Consider the following 20,878-nt stretch of genomic DNA (forward strand, 5'->3'; position numbering starts at 1 on the left):
TCAGTGCATCCGAACGCCACTCAAGCTTACGACATCACACCGCCGACGCGCCGCAGCCCGGGCAGCGTTTTCGCGCCGAATTGCAGCATCGCATTGCGTAAATCATCGGTCAGAATATGCAGCGCCTGATCGGCCCCCGCCTGCCCCGCAGCAGCCACGCCATACAGGAAGGGCCTGCCTGCAAAGCAAAAATCTGCGCCCAGCGCGATTGCACGTGCAATATCCAGACCGGACCGGATGCCACTATCATAGATCACTGGAACCCTGCCGCCCAATGCCTGAACCACGGCGGGCAATGCATCAATCGCGGCGGGTGCTGCGTCGAACTGCCGCCCCCCGTGATTGGACAACCAGATGCCATCGGCACCTGCACGCTCTGCCAACAGCGCGTCCTCAGGGTCCAGAATACCCTTCACAACCAGCGCGCCCTTCCATTCCGCGCGCAAGGCGTCGAGATAGTCCAGCGAGGGGTTATGCATGAATTGCGTGACGAAGAATTTGCGGACCGTCTCCATATCCGTGCCGTCCGCATATTTCGCAACCGTCGCCAGTGTCGCCGCCCCATGACGCGCCGTGGCCAGCGCCCATGCAGGCCGCATCGCCACATGGCTGAGCATCTGCCGGTTTACGCCCGCCTGAATGGACAGACCGGCACGGCGTTGCCGCTCACGCCGACTGGGCGCGGGAATATCTACGGTCAAGGCCAGCACCCGCATGCCGCTATCCCATGCCCGCGCCAATACATCGCGCATCAGGCCAAGGTCGCGCGGCGGATATAACTGAAACCAGCCCATATCGCCCGCAACCGGTCCAACCTCCTCGGGTGTTTTTGCGGCAACGGTGGACAGGCAATAGGGGACAGAACCCCGCCGTGCGGTATCTGCCAGCATCAGCTCGGCACCGGGCCACATCAGGCCCGTCATTCCGACAGGGGCCATGCCAATGGGGGCATCATATCGCTGACCAAATAGGGTTGTAGATAGATCGGGCGCCTGATCCCCCTTTAAAAATCGGGGCATCAGACGCACACGATCCAGTGCAATGCGATTTTCACGCATTGCGACATCTTGTGTCGTACCACTATCGAGGTATTCCCACGCAAAGTGCGGAATACGGCGCTTGGCAGCTTTGGCTAGATCGCTAATCGCTGGATATTTATCGTCGAGATTGTTCATAATCGGCAGCGAAGCATCGCCCCCCACAGGCGTCAAGCACCCTTAGTACCAATAGTGAACAGCCCGTTTTTTACGCCCATGCTGCAAATAGCGTCGTCGCAGCATGTGTCCCGCCCAAATAGGCGACAGGATTATCCCGTGTATGGTGTATCGAAGAAAGCTACGTCCTGTCAGGTACGCTGCCCCGCCAACAATGACGGCGCCAGTCAGCCAAACTAACGCGAGGGCCCAGAAAAAAAGCACATTAACTCCTATCTCCCCCACGCGCATACTAGCACACCAACCGAGGGTAGATAAGAACTTTCTTAACTCGCCTTAAAGTTTTTCAGGAATCTGAAATATAGCCAACTATTGATCCAACCAAACTCAACGCCAGGCAACCTGTATGCGCCAATATATCATCGCAATAACCGCCCTTTGCGCCACAACATCTACACTCGCCCATGCGGGCGCTACAGGTATTGTGTTACAGCGCATGGAAAGCATGAAAGAGATGAACGAGGCAAGTAAGGCACTTGCCTTGATTCGGGCTGGCGGATTGCCGTTCGAACCAGAACTACTGACCCGTGTAACCGACTTGATCACCAACAATGCCGACCTGATTCCGGCGCAATATCCCGATGGCTCCTTTGCATTCCCTAGTGAGGCTCTGCTCTCCATCGCCCAGAATCGTGACGATTTTGAGGCCGCGCCACCACCTTGGCTGATCTGGCCCGCAGTATTGCCGTGGCACCCGATCTAGGAACAGCGCTGCCGCAAATTGTTGCTCTGGGCCAATCCTGCGGCGGATGTCACCGGATTTACCACGAGGATTAATCGCACAGAACCTACCGTGAACAGTGCTTTAACTTAGCCGCAGGTCGGGTTACATTTCGCCCATGAATGATTTCGACGATGATCCCTTCGAGAGCTATGAGCGTGAAAGCCTGTCGGCCCGCGCCATGGCCGCACGTCCGGCCCCGTATCTGAACGATCTGAACGCCGCACAACGGCAGGCGGTTGAGACGATGGACGGCCCCGTCCTGATGTTGGCAGGTGCCGGCACCGGCAAGACGAAGGCGCTGACCACCCGCATCGCCCACCTGATGAATACGGGCCGCGCGCAGCCGAACGAGATCCTCGCCGTTACCTTCACCAACAAGGCCGCGCGTGAGATGAAAACCCGCGTCGGCAGTCATGTTGGTGGCATTGTTGAGGGGATGCCATGGCTGGGCACCTTCCACTCACTGTGCAACCGGTTGCTGCGTCGCCATGCAGAACTGGTGGACCTGAAATCGAACTTCACGATTCTGGACATGGACGATCAGCTGCGCCTGCTGAAGCAGATCATCCGCGCCCACGGCCTCGATGAAAAACGATGGCCGCCGCGGATGCTGTCGGGGATCATCGACGCATGGAAAAACCGTGGTTGGACATGGGACAAACTGCCCACCTCGGAACATGGCGCCTATAATCATCGCGGGGCCGAGCTGTATGAGGAATACCAGAAACGTCTCATCACGCTGAACGCCGTCGATTTTGGCGATCTGCTGCTGCATGTCGTGACGATCTTCCAACGCTATCCCGACGTGCTCGAAAAATATCAGCGCTGGTTCAAATATATCCTCGTGGACGAGTATCAGGACACCAACGTCGCGCAGTACCTGTGGCTGCGGCTGCTGGCGCAGGGTCACAAGAATATCTGCTGCGTTGGCGATGACGATCAGTCGATCTATGGCTGGCGCGGGGCGGAGGTTGGCAACATTCTGAAGTTCGAAAAGGACTTCCCCGGCGCGACCGTTATCCGGCTGGAACAAAACTACCGCTCGACAGAACATATCCTCGCCGCGGCATCCGGTGTGATCGCCGGCAATGCGGACCGCTTGGGTAAAACCCTGTGGACCGCCGATACGGGCGGCGAAAAGGTCCGCCTGATCGGCCATTGGGACGGGGATGAGGAAGCCCGCTGGATCGGTGAGGAGATCGAGAATTACCAACGCGGCACCCGTGGCCTAGACCCGATCGGCCTGAACAATCAGGCGATTCTGGTGCGGGCCTCGTTCCAGATGCGCGCGTTCGAGGACAGGTTCTTGACACTGGGCATGCCCTACCGCGTCATCGGCGGCCCGCGTTTTTATGAGCGCCTCGAAAGCCGCGACGCCATGGCCTATTTCCGCGTGGTCATTTCGCAGGACGACGATCTGGCCTTTGAACGGATCATCAATACACCCAAACGCGGTTTGGGGGATAAGGCGCTGGCCACAATCAATGGCTTCGCCCGCGAAAACGGCGTCTCGATGATGGATGCCGCGCGCACGGTCGTTGCGGATGGTGGAATCAAGGGCAAGGGCGGCAAGAACCTCGCCGAACTGATCCGCAACCTTGACCGCTGGCGCGCCATCATGGCGTGGTCTGCGAAACCCGGCCCACAATCCGACGATGTGATTGATCTGGATGAACCGATGGTCGCGCAGCCTGACGGACTGGACGCACCGCTGACCCATGTTGAGCTGGCGCAGGTCATCCTCGACGAATCCGGCTACACCGCCCATTGGCAAAACGACAAAACGCCGGAGGCACCGGGCCGCCTTGAAAACCTCAAGGAACTGGTGCGCGCGTTGGAGGAGTTCGAAAACCTTCAGGGCTTCCTCGAACATGTCGCCTTGGTCATGTCCAACGACACCGAGGACGCGGCGGAAAAGGTCACGATCATGACCCTGCACGGCGCCAAGGGTCTGGAGTTCCCCGTGATCTTCCTACCCGGATGGGAGGACGGCCTGTTCCCCTCGCAACGCTCCATGGACGAATCAGGGCTGAAGGGGTTGGAGGAGGAACGCCGCCTCGCCTATGTCGGTATTACTCGCGCCGAACGGCATTGCACGATCAGCTTCGTAGCGAATCGCATGACTTATGGTCAGTGGAACAGCGCGATGCCCTCCCGCTTTATCGACGAATTGCCCGAGGAACATGTCGAGGTTCTGACCCCACCCGGCCTATATGGTGGCGGCTTCGGCGCAGCAGCCAGTGCCAGCCCCCGCGAACAGGCCATGCAGGGCAGTGATTTGATGGATAAGGCCGCCAAGGCGGATGTCTACAATTCCCCCGGTTGGGCGCGAATGCAACGCAACACCGCCCGCCGTGGCACACGCGCCCCGTCCGAAGCACGCAATATGACCATCGACGCCACAGCCATGCCCGCCTTTGCGATTGGTGAACGGGTGTTCCACCAAAAATTCGGCTACGGCACGGTGGATGCGATGGAGGGTGATAAGCTGACCGTCGCGTTTGAGAAGGCAGGCACGAAAAAGGTGCTCGCCAGCTATCTGAGCGCTTCGGATGATGTGCCGTTCTAAAACCGGCACCCCAAACAAAAACGACAGCGCCAATCGGGGGGAGGACCCGATCGCACGCTGTCGTTTCATTATGACCTACACGGCGTAGGGCGCCATGCCGGTCAATGCCCCCCGTTTTGGACGGGATAGGATTACTCGCCGTAAACCGATGCATATGCGACCGAAACGATCGATGCGCGGGACATGCCCAGATCGGACAGCTCGGCGCTGCTCAGTTCGGACAGCTCGTTCACGGTGCGGCGGTACAGGCGGTAATCCGCGAATGCCGCTGCCTGCTCAGCCACAAAGGCGGAGATGCGTGCTACGATTGTGTTTTCGTTACGGATGTCGGTTGCAGTTACAAATGCCATTTCTTCGGTCCTTCTAAGTGTGAGGCCGTCCGTGGCCTCCATGCTTTGCTGCAGTGCAATGTAGGGATAGCAGCAGATCCCACAATCGCCGATCCCTCCGCATCGCCATGCATTTTGCGCATGGCTAGACTGCGAGGGAGGGCGTAATTAACCTAACGTCAATCGCCTACCCCATAGGTAGCGCGCCGTGCCACATCGCGGATATCAGCCCGCGTCATGCCCAAATCCTCTAGCTCGTGTTCGCTGCGCAGGCTCAATTGCTCAACAGAAACACGGTATGCACGCCAACGAGCGAAGCTCTGCGTGATATTCTGCATCCAACCGGTCAGGCCGTGCGAAGCGGTCATCTCTTGCATCAACATTGTCATATCAGGTCTCCTTCCTGATCTCGGCCACCGATCCCCATGACCGGCGCCGCGCTTGTTGCAGTGCAATACTTGGGTGTGTACTCACACAAATCAAAGCGCTTTGATGCCGTGCCGCATTGCAGGTTCTGCATGGCTCTTGTCACAAAACCTTCTATGTCTAGGACATGATCCCCAAAGCTCTCGCGCACCGCGACTTTCGTATTTATGTAATCGGCAACTTTTTCGCCCTAAATGGTGTTTGGATTCAACGCATTACGATATCCTGGCTCGGCTGGTCCCTGACCGACAGCGCCAGTTTCGTCGGCTTGCTCGCGTTTCTGATGATGTTGCCAACCCTGATCTTCGGCCCCTTTTTGGGGGTAGTCGCGGACCGCACCAACGTGCGAATTGCGGCACTCAGCACACAATCCGCTCTTTTTATTGTAACATTAGCGCTGACAATCGCCTATTTCACCGATTTCCTGAACGCGATGGTGCTGGCAATTTGCGCGCTGACCATCGGATTGGTGACGGCATTACACCACCCGATCCGCATGGCGATGGCCCCCCGCCTTGTTCCAGTCGAATCGATTGGGGCGGCGGTGCCTATCATCTCAATCAACTTCAACCTGTCGCGTTTTCTGGGCCCGTTCATCGCGGGCACCCTGATCGCGACATTGGGGGTAGGGTCCGCATTGCTGGTGAACAGCGCGGCATTCCTGCCGCTGCTACTGGCGCTCAGCGTGATCCGGCCACGCCCGAAATCAGGCGGCACATTGGTTCCCAGTGGATTTATCGAGAGCTTCCGCGCGGGAATCGCCCATACACGCTCCGACCCGCTGATCGTCACAGGCATCCTCGTCACCGCACTGACATCCCTCTCCGCCCGCGGCGTGCAGGAGATTTTGCCGGTAATCGCGGATGGAGCCTTTGATCGGGGCGCGTCAGGATTGGGCCAATTGACCGCAGCGGCAGGATTGGGCGCACTGATTTCATCCATCAAGCTGGCCTCACACCCCATCGACCGCGCCGCTGGGTTGCCCCGCGCGTCCCTGATTGGCGCAGGGGCGTCACTGACGCTCGTGGTGGTCCTGGGGTTTGCGCCCTATTGGTGGGTCGCATTGCTGTGCGCGGCGGGGCTGGGCGCATCGGGCACGCAGGTTGGTGTGGGTATTCAATCCGCTATCCAAATTCGGCTGGATGACGACATGCGCGGCCGTGTGATGAGCCTCTGGACAACGACGGCCATCGGCGCGACCGCCCTTGGCGCATTGGCCCTAGGCGCAGCGGCGGATGTGATCGGCCTGCGCGGTGCATTGATCACCAGCGCCCTGATCAGCGCCCTCGCCCTCACCGCTGTGCTGCTGCGCTATCGCAAGGCCTTGCGCGCCAACCCGTCCAATTTATCTAGGAACCGCGACCGGTCCGACTTGGAAAACGGCTTACCGCCGCCCTGACGAAACGGATCAGCCGCCCGTAGGTCCGTCATCAAATCGCGCATTGCCAGCTGATGCCCGATCGAGCTTTCGGTGAACACCTCACCATCGGGGCGAATGGCCGCTGCACCCGATTTGATGATGCGATCCGCCAGCGGAATGTCGGACGTAACGCAAATATCCCCCGGCCCTGTGCGATCCGCGATCCACTGATCGGCAATATCTGGCCCTGCCTCAACCACCACGGTTTCGACGTCCGGGTGCGGATCAGGGCGAATACCGCCATTGGACACAACAAAAACCCGCAATTTATAGCGATGAGCGACCTTCTTGGCTTCTTCTTTTACGGGACAGGCATCGGCATCGATATAGAGTGGCATGAGCAAACCTTGCGTTGCGGCGCGCGGGGCGCGATAACACCCCCGATCTATCCCGAGGGCTTACCGATGACCAGCTTCACGCCACGCGTCTTTTCCGGCATCCAGCCGACCAACCACCTGCAACTGGGCAACTATCTGGGCGCGGTTAAGCGCTTTGTCGCCATGCAGAATGATGGAATGGAAACGATCTATTGCATCGTTGACCAGCACGCGATCACCGCCAATTTCCAAAACCCCGCCGACCTGCGCCACGCAACGCGCGAACTGGCAGCGGCCTATCTGGCCTGCGGTTTGGATCCGGCAAAATCTATCCTGTTCAACCAGAGCCAAGTGCCCGCGCACAGTCAGCTCGCATGGGTGTTCAACTGCGTGGCCCGCATGGGTTGGTTGAACCGTATGACCCAGTTCAAGGATAAGGCAGGCAAAAACGCCGAGAAAGCCTCACTAGGCCTCTACGCCTATCCATCGCTGATGGCTGCGGACATTCTGGTCTACCACGCCACCCATGTGCCGGTTGGTGATGATCAGAAACAGCATGTGGAACTGACACGCGACATCGCGGCGAAGTTCAACCACGATTACGGCGTTGAGTTCTTCCCCGAAACGCAGCCGATCATCGAGGGTGCTGCCACCCGCGTTATGTCCCTGCGAGACGGCACGAAGAAAATGTCGAAATCCGACCCTTCGGATGCCAGCCGCATCAACCTGACCGACGATGCCGACACGATTGCCAAGAAGATCCGCAAGGCCAAGACAGACCCGGAGCCCCTGCCCGAAACGACCGAGGGGCTGGCCGACCGCCCCGAGGCCCGCAATCTGGTGAACATCTACGCCGCTCTGGCCGAAATCACCCCCGCGCAGGTTCTCGCAGAACATGGCGGCTCACAGTTTGGCAGCTTCAAACCCGCGCTGGCCGATCTGGCCGTGGACAAGCTTGCGCCGATCAGCACCGAAATGTCCCGACTGATGGGCGACACTGCCGAAATTGACCGCGTTCTGGCCGCTGGCGCCGAACGGGCCGCTGCAATCGCAGACCCGATCATCGCCAAAACCTACGATATTGTGGGCTTCGTACGCTAAGCCTATCGCATTCTCGAAATATCCCCGCCGGAGGCATCACCCACCGGCGGGACCCTAGCCTGCCTTTTCCAGCAATAGTGACTTGAGGTTAAACGCCGCGCGCATCAGCGCACGGGTATATTCCATCTGTGGCGCGCCAAAGATTTGCGCGGTCGGCCCCTCCTCAACCACGACGCCCTCTTTCATCACCATCACATAATCGCTCAGCGCACGCACAACGGCCAAATCGTGGCTGATAAAGATGTAGCTCAGCCCATATTCCACCTGAATCCGGCGCAGCAAATCGATCACCTGCTTTTGCACGGACCGGTCCAGCGCCGAGGTCGGCTCATCCAGCACGATCACATCGGGGCGCAGGATTACAGCCCGCGCAATAGCAACACGCTGACGTTGCCCCCCCGAAAACTCATGGGGAAACCGGTTGCGGAACGAGGGTTCCAGCCCGACATCATCCAGCGCCTGCATGACCCGCGCATCACGCTCCGCCCGCGACAATTCCGGTTCATGCACGCTCAGCCCCTCCGCCACGATCTCGCCCACCGTCATGCGGGGTGACAGCGAACCATAAGGGTCCTGAAACACCATCTGCAACTGATCGCGATAGCGCCGCATCCCCGCACGATCCAAGCCGCCGATCTGCTCACCCTGATAGACCACACGCCCCTCTGCGGGCAGCAATTGCAGCAGCGCACGCCCCAGCGTGGATTTGCCGGAACCGGATTCCCCCACCACGCCGATCGTCTGCCCCTTGCGCAATGACAGGCTGATACCATCCACGGCGCGCAGGGTTGTGTCCTTGGAAAACCAGCCCGCAGCCTTGCCAAAGGTCACGCGCACGTCATCCCCCTGTAACAGGACAGGCGCATCCGCAGCCACTGGCAGTTTCACGCCATCCGGTTCTGCCGCCAGCAGCATCTTGGTATAATCCGTCTGTGGATTGCCAAAGATCGCCTGCGCCGTCCCTTCCTCCTCCAACAATCCCTGACGCATCACGTAAACCCGATCGGCAAAGGCCTCGACGATGGTCAGGTCATGGGTGATGAACAGGATCGACATGCCCAGCCGCGCCTGTAGATCGGCCAGCAACTGCAAGATCTCGGCCTGAATGGTCACGTCCAGCGCGGTTGTCGGCTCATCCGCGATCAGCAGATCAGGGTCATTGGCCAGCGCCATCGCGATCATCACCCGCTGCCGCTGCCCGCCGGACATCTCATGGGGATAGGCGCGCAGCTTTGCCTCGGGGTTGGGGATTTGCACCAGCTCCAGCAGCTCCAGCGCGCGGGCCATGGCAGCCTTAACGCTTAGCCCGCCATGCACGCGCAGTGGCTCCGCCAATTGCTCACCAATACGATATAGCGGGTCGAGCGAGGTCATCGGCTCCTGAAAGATCATCGTGATCTTGGCCCCGCGCAGGTCGTTCAGCTTGCGCGCGGGCAGCGTCAACAGGTCGGTTCCGCGATAGCGCACCGCCCCCGTCGCCGCGCCGTTACCGGCCAACAGACCCATCGCCGCCATCATGATCTGCGACTTGCCCGATCCGCTTTCCCCCACGACCGCCACGGTTTCCCCCGGCATGACGTGCATGGACACACCGCGCACGGCATTCACATCGCCATCCGCCGTGTCAAAGGTTACGCGGATATCGTCAATTTCCAAAACTGGTTGGGTCATATCACCGGTCCTTCGGGTCAAGCGCATCACGCAGGCCATCGCCCAGGAAATTCAACGCAAATAGCAGCACTGTCAGCGTCACCGCAGGGAAGATCAGCATATCCGGCGCGTTCTGCATGTTCTTCGCCCCCTCGGAAATCAGAACCCCCAGCGAGGTCAGCGGCTCCTGCACGCCCAACCCCAGAAACGACAGGAAGCTTTCCAGCAGGATCACCTTGGGGATCAGCAGCGTCATATAGATGATTACCGTGCCCAACGTGTTGGGAATGATGTGCCGTTTCAGGATCGCACCGGACCCGACGCCCAATGCCTCCGCCGCTTGCACAAATTCACGGCGGCGCAGGGACAGGGTTTGTCCCCGCACAATCCGCGCCATGTCCAGCCACTCGACACAACCCACGGCGATGAACATCAGAACCACATTCCGCCCGAAAAACACCACCAGCAGGATCACAAAGAAAATAAACGGCAGCGAATACAACACATCCACAATGCGCATCATCATGTTGTCGATCCGCCCGCCCAGAAACCCGGCCGTCGCGCCGTATAGCACCCCGATGACCAGCGCGACGCCCGCCGCCAACAGACCGATCATCAGCGAGACCCGCAGCGAAATCAGCACCCTGCTGAACAGGTCGCGCCCGTTCGCATCTGTGCCGAACAGGAAATATAACCGGTCCACATCCGCCTGCATCTCGATCCGCGATCCATCCTCGGCCAGCGTAACCACGCGGGCATTGGTGAACAGATCGGACCGGTCCAGATAGCGTGTCACCCGCGCATCCACACCCCGTTCCGAGGTGCCGATAACCGTCAGCGTTTCGCCATTCACTTCAACCAGTTCCAGATCCAGACGGGCACGGCGCAGCGCGCTCTCCGCCTCGGGGACAACCTCCTCGGCGCGGGGATAGGCGCTGATCGACGCGGGCACCTTTACATAGGCGGGGTAAACCTCCGCATAATCATGGGGGGCGACCATCGGCCCGAAAATCCCGCACAGCCCCAGAAACCCCAGAGCAAAGATCGACAGCATTGCCGCCCGATTGCGCCGCAACCGGATCACCGCCATTTGCCACAGCGAGCGGGATTTCACCGCCGCCTCGTTCACCATCATGTCAGTCATAACGCACCCTTGGGTCCAGTACGGCGTAAAGCAGGTCAACGATCAGGTTGAAAACCACCACGAACAGGGCGACCACAATCACCGTTCCCATCACCAGCGTGTAGTCGCGGTTCAGCGCGCCCTGCACGAAATAGCGGCCAATGCCCGGAATACCGAAAATCTGCTCGATCACGATAGAACCGGTCAGCAATGCCGCCGCCGCTGGTCCCATGTAACTGATCGCAGGCAGGCAGGCGGCGCGCAGGGCGTGCTTGATCACAATCATCCGCGTCGGCAGGCCATAGGCCCGCGCCGTGCGTACATGATCGGACCGCAATGCCTCGATCATTGCGCCGCGGATCAGGCGCGCAACCACCGCGATTTGCGGCAGGGCCAGCGCGATCACCGGCAAGATATAGCTTTGCCATTGGGTCAAACCGCCCGCAGGAAAGAAATCGAAATATAGCGCGAAAACCAGCAGCAGCACCGGCGCCACCACGAAATTGGGGATCGTGATGCCAAAGGTCGCAATCGCGATCACCCCGTAATCCACTGCCGAGTTTTGCCGCAGCGCAGCCACCGACCCCAATGCCGATCCGACAACCATCGCAAGGGCCAGCGCCATGCCGCCCAGCTTCATCGACACGGGCAGACCGATCGCCAGAATCTCGTGCACCTTCAGGTCACGATAGACAAAGCTGGGGCCCATATCACCCTGTGCCAAATTGCCCAGATAGATCAGATATTGCCGCCATAACGGTTGGTCCAGACCGAAGGTCGCGTTCAGATTGGCCAACACCGTGGCCTCTAATGCGCGCTCCTGATCGAACGGCCCACCGGGGGCTACGCGCATCATGAAAAACGCCGCCGTAACGATGAAAAACAAGGTCGGAATGGCGCCCAGCAGACGCCGAATTGCATAGGAAAGCATGTGATAACGCCCGAATTGGAATGTGCCGCCCCACGATAGGGGCGGCACGGGGATCGCCTTATTCAGCGATGCTCATGAAACGTGTCGGGTGCACGTTCAGCAGGTTATCCTCCCAACCGATCAGCGCCTCGGACACCATCGAACGCGAGGAATAATACAGCAGGGCAAGCTGTGGGTTATCCCGCAGGAACATCCGCTCCGCATCGGCGAGGATTTCAGCCCGCGCCGCCAGATCGGTTTCCGCTGCGGCATCATCCATCAGCGCATCATATTCGGGGTTCATATAGGCCGGATAGTTGAACCCGTCATTGTCGGATTCCACGAGGAACAGGAAGTTCTGCGGATCGGAGTAATCCCCGATCCAGCCAGCTCGTGCGACATCGAAATCCTTCTCGTCGCGCAGGTTGGCATAGTGGGCGGATGCGTCGCGTACGTTATACGTGACCTCGATCCCCAGAACCGACCACATATCCGCAATCGCGGTGGCCGCATTCCTGTGGTTTTCCGAGGTGTTATACGCAATCTCGACCGTGACAGGGTTGTCGGGACCGTAACCGGCCTCCTCCATCAAGGCGATGGCGGCATCCTCACGATCCAGCATGGACATATCCGCCCATTCGAAGCGCGGCGCATCCTCAACATAGTTGCTGATACCTGTCGGCACGAAGCTTTCCGCAGGAACCATCGTTCCGCCGAAAATCTCGTCCGCCAGGAATTCACGGTCGATCACCATCGACATGGCCTGACGAACGCGCGCATCACCGAACGGTTCGCGTGTGGTATTCACCGAGTAATAATACGTGCCCAGATAAGCCGCGACATGCACTGCATCGCCATATTCCGATTCCAGACGGCCAATATCCTCGGCTGGCAGGTCGGAACAGGAATGCACTTCGCCCGCTTCCCAACGGCGCACACAGGTGGCGCGGTCCTCGAACGGCAGGAACTGCACGGTTTCAATCGCGACATTTTCAGCGTCGTGGAATTCAGGGTTCTTGGTCAGGACAATGCTATCGCCCAGCGAGAAGCTTTCCAGCGTATAGGCCCCGTTCGAGACGTGGTTTTCCGGCTGTACGAAATCCGAACCGAACTCCTCAACCGTGGCAGGGTGTACCGGCAAACCGGTCTGGTGGGTCAGCAGCTCCAGAAAGAACGGAGTCGGCTGTTGCAGGGTGATTTGCAGCGTATGATCATCCAGCGCCACGACGCCCAATGCATCAATGTCCATCTCACCCGAATTGATCGCCTCGGCGTTTTTGATCGGGTACAGGATGCTGGCATATTTCGCGCCGGTTTCAGGATTCATGATGCGGTGCAGCGAGTATACAAAATCGCCGGCCACAACAGGATCGCCATTGGACCATTTCGCATCATCGCGCAGGTCGAATGTATAGGTCAGACCGTCCAGCGACACGTCCCATTCCATCGCAACGCCGGGCACCACCTGCGCGGTGGAATCAAGGGTCACCAGCCCCTCGAACATATCGCGCAGCAGGTTCGCCTCAACAACGGTGGATGTTTTATGCTGGTCCAGCGTTTCAGGATCGCCGTCAGAGCCACGGAAATAGGTCTGGGCAAGGGCTTGCGACCCGATCGTCAGCGCCAGAACAGATGTCAGCGCGGCAGTGCGCAGAAGGGTGCGAGGCATGGTATTCTCCCTATAGTTGTTTTTACCTCTCAAAAGGCTGACCCAAACCCGAATACGTTGCAAGCAATGTGAATTTGCCGTGACGCTGCCGGATATTCACCCGACAGCATGAAACATCCACAAAGCCATCATCACGCGCATAAATTCGCTAAGAACCGCCAACCCCGCGCAATAAATGCAAAAAGAGCGTGAATTTCTTCACGCTCCCCGCTCGTTCATACAAATGTTGGATAGGCTATGCGCCGAATGTCAGGCAAGGCACCATTTCAACACGGCTTTTTGCGCATGCACACGGTTTTCCGCCTCGTCAAAGACGACCGATTGCGGGCCATCCATAACGGCATTGGTCACTTCTTCACCACGGTGCGCAGGCAGGCAGTGCATGAACAATGCCTGCGATCCGGCCTGCTGCATCAGATGCTCGTTCACCTGATAGGGCTGCAACAGATTGTGGCGGCGGTCCCGCGCATCATCGGCGTCATGCATGGATAGCCACGTATCTGCAACGATCAGATCGGCACCCTCGACCGCCTTCATCGCGTCACGCTCAATCGTTACGTTCACACCCTGCGCGCGGGCAAAGGCAACTGCCTCCGATTCAGGATCCAGCGCCTCGGGTCCGGCAAAGGTAAAGTCGAACCCGAACTGCCCCGCCGCATGCAGGAACGACGCGCAGACATTGTTCCCGTCACCGGCCCAGACCACCCGCTTGCCCTTGATCGGACCGCGATGCTCCTCAAAGGTCAGGATATCCGCCATGATCTGGCACGGATGCGTGCGATCGGTCAGGCCGTTAATGACCGGAACGCTGGCATATTCCGCCATTTCCAGCAGAGTTTCCTCGGCAAAGGTGCGGATCATGATCAGGTCAACATAGCGGCTCAACACACGCGCAGTATCCGCGATGCTCTCCCCATGGCCCAACTGCATCTCTGCACCGGTCAGCACCATCGTCTGACCACCCATCTGACGCACGCCCAGATCGAACGAGGTGCGCGTGCGCGTGGATGGCTTTTCAAAAATCAGCGCAACCATGCGATCCTTTAACGGCTGCTCGGCGTCTGGTGTGCCCTTGGGCAAACCTGCGCGGGCCTCCTTAACGGCACGCGCATCGTCGATCATACCGCGCAACTCACCTGCATCCGTCATGTGCAGATCGAGGAAATGTCTCATGTCTCAGTCCTTCCGGAGGCCTTCCCCCCTTGGAATGTCATCACTTGCACCGGGTCCCCATCCTGACACAGCGCAATCAGATCGCCCGCGAAACCGGCCTTCTTATAGGTTGCCACGGCCCGAACATTTGCCGGATCGGGATCAACTGCTACACAGGGCGCGCCCGCCGCAATCAAGCATTGCGCCCGCACCCGTAAATACCGCGCCGCATGGCCCTGTCCCAAATAGGCCGGATCGCCCAGAAACGTGTCCAGCCCCCGACTGCCCCGTGGCAGGTGGGCGTAGTGCGGCGCGTCCTCTTGCCCTACATCCCAATCCTGAGCGTAGGCGAAAGCATGGCCGCGATACCAGACCATCCGCATATCTGTTTTGCCCTGACCGAAATCTTTCTCAATCAGGGCGATCTCATGTTCCGGCGCGCCCCACCAACCGCCGATATGGGGTTGGCGCAGCCAGTACGAAATCAGCGGATAATCCGCGCGCACCACCGGAACGAAGTGATATTCAGGCCGCACGACCCGAAATATCCGCCGCAGCCCCCTCAAGCCGGCGCAGCGCCTCATCCACATCATCGGTTGTGATGTTCAGCGGTGGCAGGATGCGGATCACGTTATCCCCACCGGGCACCGTCAGCAGCTTGTGATCATAACCTGCATTCACGACGTCCATGTTTGGAACCACGCATTTGACGCCGATCATCAGGCCGGACCCACGGACCAGCTCGAACACATCGGGATAGCGGGCGACCAGACTGTCCAGCCCCTGTCGCATATGCCCCGCGACGCGACTGACATTTTCGAGGAAGCCATCCTCGCCCATTACCTCCATCACGGCGCAACCAACGGCACAAGCCAGCGGGTTGCCACCATAGGTGGTGCCATGGGTGCCTGCGACCATGCCGCTTGCCGCTTCCTCCGTCGCCAAGCACGCGCCCAGCGGGAAACCACCGCCAATGCCCTTGGCCACAGCCATAATATCCGGCGTGGCGCCCGACCATTCATGGGCAAACAGCTTGCCCGTCCGGCCCATACCGCACTGGATTTCGTCATAGATCAGCAGGATGCCCTGCTCATCACACAGGGTCCGCAGGGCACGCAGCGCCTCATCAGGGATCGGAACGATACCGCCCTCACCCTGCACGGGCTCAACCATGATTGCGGCGGTGCGCTCGTTGATCGCGGCATGCAATGCTGCGTCATCACCGTAATCCACGTGAACAAAACCGGGCAGCAGCGGGCCAAAGCCCTTGGTCAGCTTTTCCGCACCAGCGGCAGAAATCATGCCCAATGTCCGTCCGTGAAACGACCCATTAAAGGTGATGATCTCAAACCGGCCGGTTTCCTTAACCGAATGGTACTTGCGCGCCATTTTCACGGCAGCCTCGGTCGCCTCGGTTCCCGAATTGGTGAAAAAGACGGTGTCGGCAAAGCTGCTCTCGATCAGCATTTCGGCAAGCCGCGTCTGGTTCGGAATTTCATAGAGGTTGGACGTGTGCCACAATCGTCGCGCCTGCGTTTCCAATGCCTCGACAAGACGTGGATGCGCATGGCCCAGCGAGGCAACGGCGATGCCTGCCCCCATGTCCAGATAGCGCGTTCCATCTTCGGTCTTCAGCCAAGGGCCCTCACCTTCCACAAAGGAAAGCGGTGCCCGTGCATAGGTTGGCAATACGGGCGTGATCACATCGTTACTCCTCAAGATCACCGGCTGGAAAAATACGACCGCACAGCTCCAGCCAAGCTAATGCGGAAGCTGCGTTTATCCGAACCACACAGCCGCAAGTCAACGAAAACGCGCAGATTACCCGCCAGCAGGATGAAATTAGTAAAAATCAGGATGCGATTTCAGGTCAAACCCACCGATTTACCCGCACAACATGGCGGATGCCCGCTATCCGCCCAGCAATTTACGCGCGGTGGACCCACGCCGCACCAGCGTGCTTTCCGTTAAAATGCGCGGGGCGATGCTGTGCGGATCGGCGATCCGGTCGGCCAGCGCGCGCATACAGGCCTCGGCGATCTCATCCGTGTCCTGCCGAACGCTGGTCAGGTCATAGGCGGGCCAGCTTGCCTCAACAATATCATCACAGCCAACTATGGCCAGATCATGTGGCACACGAATGCCACTGCCCCGCAATCCATCCAGAAACCCCAAGGCAAAGAAGTCGTTGCAGCAATACACCCCGTCTGCCGCGATGCCCTGCTCCAGAAATGCCTGCGCGGCCCGCATACCGCCCGCATGGTTTTGCGCGCCGCCCGTCACCGTACTGCGATGGGTCATGCCCAACGTGGCCACCGCCATCAGAAAGGAGGCGCGCCTGCTATCAATGGAAAAGGACGGTCGCGCCTGCCCCGCATAGACGATGTTCTGGCATCCAGCCTCGAACAACGCCATCGCCGCCAAATGGCCCGCCGCATCCGCGTCCTGATTCACATGCGCCACACGACTATCGACCGAGGCCTTGTTCACCAGAACCAGGGGCACACCATGCCGCGCCGCATCCGCTGCAATCTCGGCAGGGGGGGTATCCGATGTCACGATGGCGCCGGACAGGTTGTATTGCAGCATCATGTCGATCAGCTGCCGCGGCTCGTCGCCCTCGCTCCACGGTAACAGAACGGGGCGAAATCCCTTCGCCACCAGCTTGCGTGACAGCAAATCTACCAGCGCGGCGCGAAAGGAATGATCCATATCCGACACCACGAGCGCCACCAGCTCGGATCGTTGCCGGATCAGGCTGCGTGCCAGAAAGTTGACGCGATAGCCCAGCTCCTCGGCGGCCTCCATCACCTTGGCCCGTGTTTCAGGCGAAACACTCGCCCCCTCGGTAAAGGTACGGCTGACAGCAGATCGCGAAACACCGGCAAGGTTCGCAACATCGGTCGCATTGGCATGTTTATGGATCATAATTACGCCTTTAGCGCCGCCAGCAGCAAATCCGCCCGATCAAGGTTGATCATCTCGGGCCGCATTTTGGCAATCATCGCAAAGACATCAACATCGCTGCCAAAATATTTCAGCATCGGCACGATCCCGTTCGCACGGCATAGCGGGGCCTCGTCCGCCCAGCGCTCCAGATCGATCTCGCATATCTGCGGGGCCATCGTGGCGACCATCGCGTCGAAACTGCCGTGATGAACGATGTTGGATTTGATATTCGCATCCGTTGATAACTGCCGCATTTCCAGTTGCAGCATCGGGTTACCAGACCAGAAAAAACAGTCGCGCAGGAAATCCTGCGCGATCACCGCATCCAGCAGGATTTGGGTCGGCACGTCCTTATTCTCGATATACATCCGCTTGCCGTGCTGCTGACACAGGGCAATCGCCTCGGCCAATGTCGGCACCTTTGCGCCCGCCCAATGGGGGGATTTCCAGCTACCCGCATCCGCCTGCCTGATCAGGTCCAGCGTATGGTCACCAACCCGCCCTGACAGGTTGGTGGTGCGGTCCAGCGTCTCATCATGGATCACCACAATCTGCCCGTCAGCGGTCAGGCGCACATCCAGCTCCAGCCAGTCACAGCCCATCCGATAGGTCAGAAGTGCCGATTCCAGCGTGTTCTCCGGCGCGATGTGATTGATACCGCGATGGCAAACCACCTCGATGCCACGCTCCTCAACTGGCATCGCGTGAAACCCGCCCAGCATTTCGGGATTATCCGTGCAAATGCCCAAGACAGGCAGCCGGACCAGATCAGCCAACACCTCGGCCCGCTCCTCATGCCACAGCACAATGCCCAGACCCTGCTGCTGCGCCTGCGCTTGCAATTCCGGCGTGACCAGATCCTGCGGACGGGGGCCGCCATGCTCCCAGCACAGATGGATAATATCAGCACCTGTCGCCTGCGCGCGGGCAAAGGGATCCTCGCCCAACCGCACCAGAACGGTCACGGGCCACGGACATGCGGCGGCGATCAGGGCGCGAGCCTCCGCATCATCAAACGCGCCCAATGCGGCGGCGGTGAACTCCACCTCAGCCAGAACCGCCATACAGGCCGAACCGGCATTTGGTGCCTTGATATCCAGATACAGCGCCTGTCCCAGCGCAATGGCACGACACACCGTTTGCGCCAATGTCGGCAGGTCGGGGCAGGACGCTTGCAATTGCGCCAAGGGTGTCTGCGCAACCTCCAACAAACCATCCGCACCCTGCACAACGGGATCGTGGCACACCACTGGCACCCCATCTGCGGTTAGCCAGATATCAACCTCCCACATATTCGCGCCCAGATCGGCCGCGAACTCATAGGCCAACGGCGTTGCTTCACGCGCATGGGCGGACGCCCCGCGATGGGCAATGCAAAGCGGGCGACCATCCGCGCGGCTGGGCCATGGATAGCGTAGCGAGGCCCTCACAACCGGTCCCCGTTGGCATCAAAGGCCAGCATATTTTCCACATCCACGGCCCAGTTGACGGTATCGCCCAGGCGCACATCCTCACGCATGGGTTGGATCGAGCGCAGGGTAACCCCCGGCGCGACGTCCACATCGAACAGGGTTTCACGGCCCTGCGGCTCGACAAAGCTAACCCGCCCAGACGCCATGCCAGCCCCCGCGCCGCCGAAATGTTCGGGCCGCAGACCCAGCGTGATCACCTGCCCAAGGGGCAACCCACGCACATGGGCAGGCAAGGGCAGCGTAAATCCCTGCCCCATCTGGAACATGCCATCCGCCGCAACAACGCCGTCCATAAACACAATCGGAGGGTTGCCCAGAAAGCCCGCAACGAACTTGTTCACCGGCGCGCGGTACATCTGTGTGGGCGAGGCCGTTTGCAGAATTTTACCCTTATCCATGATCGCCACGCGGTCGCACATCGACATCGCCTCAACCTGATCGTGGGTCACGAGGATCGCGGTGATGCCCGTCTCCAACTGGATACGCCGGATTTCGGAGCGCATCTCCAACCGCAGTTTGGCATCCAGATTGGCCAGCGGCTCATCAAACAGCAGCACATCGGGACGGCGCACAATGGCACGGGCAAGGGCAACACGCTGCTGCTGCCCCCCCGATAATTGCGCGGGGCGACGCGCCAGCAATTCCTCGATATGGATCAGCTCCGCGATTTCACGCACCTTGCGATCCACCTCCGCAGCGGGGGGGCGTTTTTTACCCACCGTCAGGGGAAAGGCGATGTTTTCGGCCACCGTCATATGCGGGTACAGCGCGTAATTCTGGAACACCACGCCGACATTGCGCCGCTGCGATGGCAGGTCCGACATGTCGCGATCGCCAAACAGAATGCGCCCGCCATCCGCGCGGTAAATCCCCGCAATGGCGAACAGGGTCGTGGATTTACCACATCCCGACGGCCCCAGCAGAGCCAGCATTTCGCCATCCCCCACCGTCAGGTTCAGATTTTCGATCACGGGCGTGCCGTCAAAACACTTGGTGAAGTTTTCGAGTTCGAGTTGCATCAGCCTTTCGTGCCTCCGCCAAAAATGTTCATGAGCCGGTTCTGGAAAATCACAAACAGGACAACCACCGGAAGGGTGTAGAAAACGCCGACGGACTTAAACAGGTTGAAGTCATACCCGACCCGCTCCGCCGCGATCAAATCGTTGAGGAATATGGACAAAACCTGCATGTCCGATCCAGGGGCCAGAATGCTGGGCAGCAGGTATTCGCCCCATCCGTCGAGGAAAGCAAAAACCCCCAGCGCCACCAGACCCGGCTTTACCTGTGGCAGGATCAGCCGCCGCCAGACCGTGAAACGACTGGCACCATCCTGCACGCCGGCCATCTCGATCTCCCACGGGACGGTGTCGTAAAACCCCTTCATGATCCAAATACCAAAGGGCAGCAACAGCGAGGCCTTGACCAGAATGACCCCGATCATCGTGTTATATAGCCCGCTGAAATTCAGCACGAAAAACGTCCCGATCAGCAATGTGACCGCTGGAAAAGCATGCATCACCAGAATGCCCGCCAGAAAAAACCGGCGAAACGGCAGGTGCAGCCGCGAAATCGCATACGCCGCCGTGGACGATACCGACAACACGATCACCGCCATCGAAACGGCCAGTGTCAGGCTGTTAAAGGTCGCGACCCAGACATTCCCCACCTCGGAAAAATCATACAGGAACCGCCAATGTTTCAGCGTGAACCGGTCCGGCCATAACTCACCCGCCGGTGCGTCGGTAAAGGTGTCGAGGATCAGAAACCCGTACATCACCATCAACGGCATGCTTATCAAGGTGATGACAATGATAAACGGAATGGTTGAGAAATTGCGTGTCATCATGGCCCCC

At 59.3% G+C, this 20,878-nt stretch carries 19 protein-coding genes; 4 read left to right on the forward strand and 15 right to left on the reverse strand.

From position 1 onward, the window contains the following. Nucleotides 1–26: 26 nt before the first annotated feature. Nucleotides 27–1,175, reverse strand: coding sequence for an alpha-hydroxy acid oxidase (locus tag CR254_RS03715; protein ID WP_097928886.1), 1,149 nt, complete (start codon nt 1,173–1,175; stop codon nt 27–29). A gap of 385 nt (nt 1,176–1,560) precedes the next feature. On the opposite strand from CR254_RS03715, the gene CR254_RS03720 reads away from it, so the two are divergent. After that, on the forward strand, nt 1,561–1,917 hold the full coding sequence (locus CR254_RS03720; RefSeq protein ID WP_097928446.1) for a cytochrome c: 357 nt from the start codon (nt 1,561–1,563) through the stop codon (nt 1,915–1,917). Between the two features lie 136 nt (nt 1,918–2,053). After that, entirely contained in the window at nt 2,054–4,507 is a 2,454-nt protein-coding gene (locus tag CR254_RS03725) for an ATP-dependent helicase (protein WP_097928447.1), read from the forward strand. A gap of 131 nt (nt 4,508–4,638) precedes the next feature. Here the strand turns inward: CR254_RS03725 and CR254_RS03730 are convergent, their stop codons facing one another. After that, the gene (locus CR254_RS03730; RefSeq protein ID WP_097928448.1) at nt 4,639–4,857 is read right to left on the reverse strand and encodes a DUF1127 domain-containing protein; all 219 of its coding nucleotides are present in this window, start codon (nt 4,855–4,857) and stop codon (nt 4,639–4,641) included. Nucleotides 4,858–5,015: 158 nt separating this feature from the next. After that, on the reverse strand, nt 5,016–5,225 hold the full coding sequence (locus tag CR254_RS03735; protein ID WP_245851370.1) for a DUF1127 domain-containing protein: 210 nt from the start codon (nt 5,223–5,225) through the stop codon (nt 5,016–5,018). A gap of 164 nt (nt 5,226–5,389) precedes the next feature. Between CR254_RS03735 and CR254_RS03740 the strand changes: the two genes are divergently transcribed. Further along, on the forward strand, nt 5,390–6,661 hold the full coding sequence (locus CR254_RS03740; RefSeq protein WP_097928449.1) for an MFS transporter: 1,272 nt from the start codon (nt 5,390–5,392) through the stop codon (nt 6,659–6,661). Here the strand turns inward: CR254_RS03740 and CR254_RS03745 are convergent. Further along, nucleotides 6,574–7,020, reverse strand: coding sequence for a YaiI/YqxD family protein (locus CR254_RS03745; RefSeq protein ID WP_097928450.1), 447 nt, complete (start codon nt 7,018–7,020; stop codon nt 6,574–6,576). The genes CR254_RS03740 and CR254_RS03745 overlap by 88 nt on opposite strands. Nucleotides 7,021–7,086: 66 nt before the next feature. On the opposite strand from CR254_RS03745, the gene trpS reads away from it, so the two are divergent. Continuing rightward, the gene (trpS, locus tag CR254_RS03750; RefSeq protein WP_097928888.1) at nt 7,087–8,100 is read left to right on the forward strand and encodes a tryptophan--tRNA ligase; all 1,014 of its coding nucleotides are present in this window, start codon (nt 7,087–7,089) and stop codon (nt 8,098–8,100) included. Between the two features lie 54 nt (nt 8,101–8,154). On the opposite strand, the gene CR254_RS03755 is transcribed toward trpS, so the two are convergent. From CR254_RS03755 to CR254_RS03805, 11 genes are all read right to left on the reverse strand, one after another. Beyond that, complete coding sequence (locus tag CR254_RS03755; RefSeq protein WP_097928451.1) at nt 8,155–9,771, reverse strand: ABC transporter ATP-binding protein; 1,617 nt, start codon at nt 9,769–9,771, stop codon at nt 8,155–8,157. A 1-nt stretch (nt 9,772) separates the two neighbouring features. Continuing rightward, nucleotides 9,773–10,894: an ABC transporter permease gene (locus CR254_RS03760; protein ID WP_097928452.1), complete on the reverse strand. Its 1,122-nt coding sequence runs from the start codon at nt 10,892–10,894 to the stop codon at nt 9,773–9,775. Beyond that, nucleotides 10,887–11,804 (reverse strand): ABC transporter permease subunit, encoded by a 918-nt coding sequence (locus CR254_RS03765; RefSeq protein ID WP_097928889.1) that lies wholly within the window; start codon nt 11,802–11,804, stop codon nt 10,887–10,889. The genes CR254_RS03760 and CR254_RS03765 overlap by 8 nt, the downstream gene beginning before the upstream one ends. 58 nt (nt 11,805–11,862) lie before the next feature. Next, a complete protein-coding gene (locus CR254_RS03770; RefSeq protein ID WP_097928453.1) occupies nt 11,863–13,452 on the reverse strand; it encodes a peptide ABC transporter substrate-binding protein in 1,590 nt (529 codons plus the stop codon). Nucleotides 13,453–13,701: 249 nt separating this feature from the next. Then, nucleotides 13,702–14,625 carry an ornithine carbamoyltransferase gene (argF, locus tag CR254_RS03775; protein WP_097928454.1) on the reverse strand — a complete coding sequence of 308 codons (924 nt, stop codon included), beginning with the start codon at nt 14,623–14,625 and terminating at the stop codon, nt 13,702–13,704. Next, nucleotides 14,622–15,140 (reverse strand): GNAT family N-acetyltransferase, encoded by a 519-nt coding sequence (locus CR254_RS03780; RefSeq protein WP_180955872.1) that lies wholly within the window; start codon nt 15,138–15,140, stop codon nt 14,622–14,624. Before CR254_RS03780 ends, argF begins: the two co-directional genes overlap by 4 nt. After that, nucleotides 15,130–16,308, reverse strand: coding sequence for an aspartate aminotransferase family protein (locus CR254_RS03785; RefSeq protein WP_097928456.1), 1,179 nt, complete (start codon nt 16,306–16,308; stop codon nt 15,130–15,132). Before CR254_RS03785 ends, CR254_RS03780 begins: the two co-directional genes overlap by 11 nt. A gap of 207 nt (nt 16,309–16,515) precedes the next feature. Continuing rightward, entirely contained in the window at nt 16,516–17,532 is a 1,017-nt protein-coding gene (locus CR254_RS03790; RefSeq protein ID WP_097928457.1) for a LacI family DNA-binding transcriptional regulator, read from the reverse strand. 2 nt (nt 17,533–17,534) lie between these two features. Next, a complete protein-coding gene (locus CR254_RS03795; RefSeq protein ID WP_097928458.1) occupies nt 17,535–18,983 on the reverse strand; it encodes a glycerophosphodiester phosphodiesterase in 1,449 nt (482 codons plus the stop codon). Next, complete coding sequence (locus CR254_RS03800) at nt 18,980–20,044, reverse strand: ABC transporter ATP-binding protein (RefSeq protein WP_097928459.1); 1,065 nt, start codon at nt 20,042–20,044, stop codon at nt 18,980–18,982. Before CR254_RS03800 ends, CR254_RS03795 begins: the two co-directional genes overlap by 4 nt. After that, nucleotides 20,044–20,868 (reverse strand): carbohydrate ABC transporter permease, encoded by an 825-nt coding sequence (locus tag CR254_RS03805; protein WP_097928890.1) that lies wholly within the window; start codon nt 20,866–20,868, stop codon nt 20,044–20,046. The genes CR254_RS03800 and CR254_RS03805 overlap by 1 nt, the downstream gene beginning before the upstream one ends. Between the last annotated feature and the right edge of the window lie 10 nt (nt 20,869–20,878).

Source organism: Pontivivens marinum, from assembly GCF_900231835.1.
Taxonomy (GTDB): domain Bacteria; phylum Pseudomonadota; class Alphaproteobacteria; order Rhodobacterales; family Rhodobacteraceae; genus Pontivivens; species Pontivivens marinum.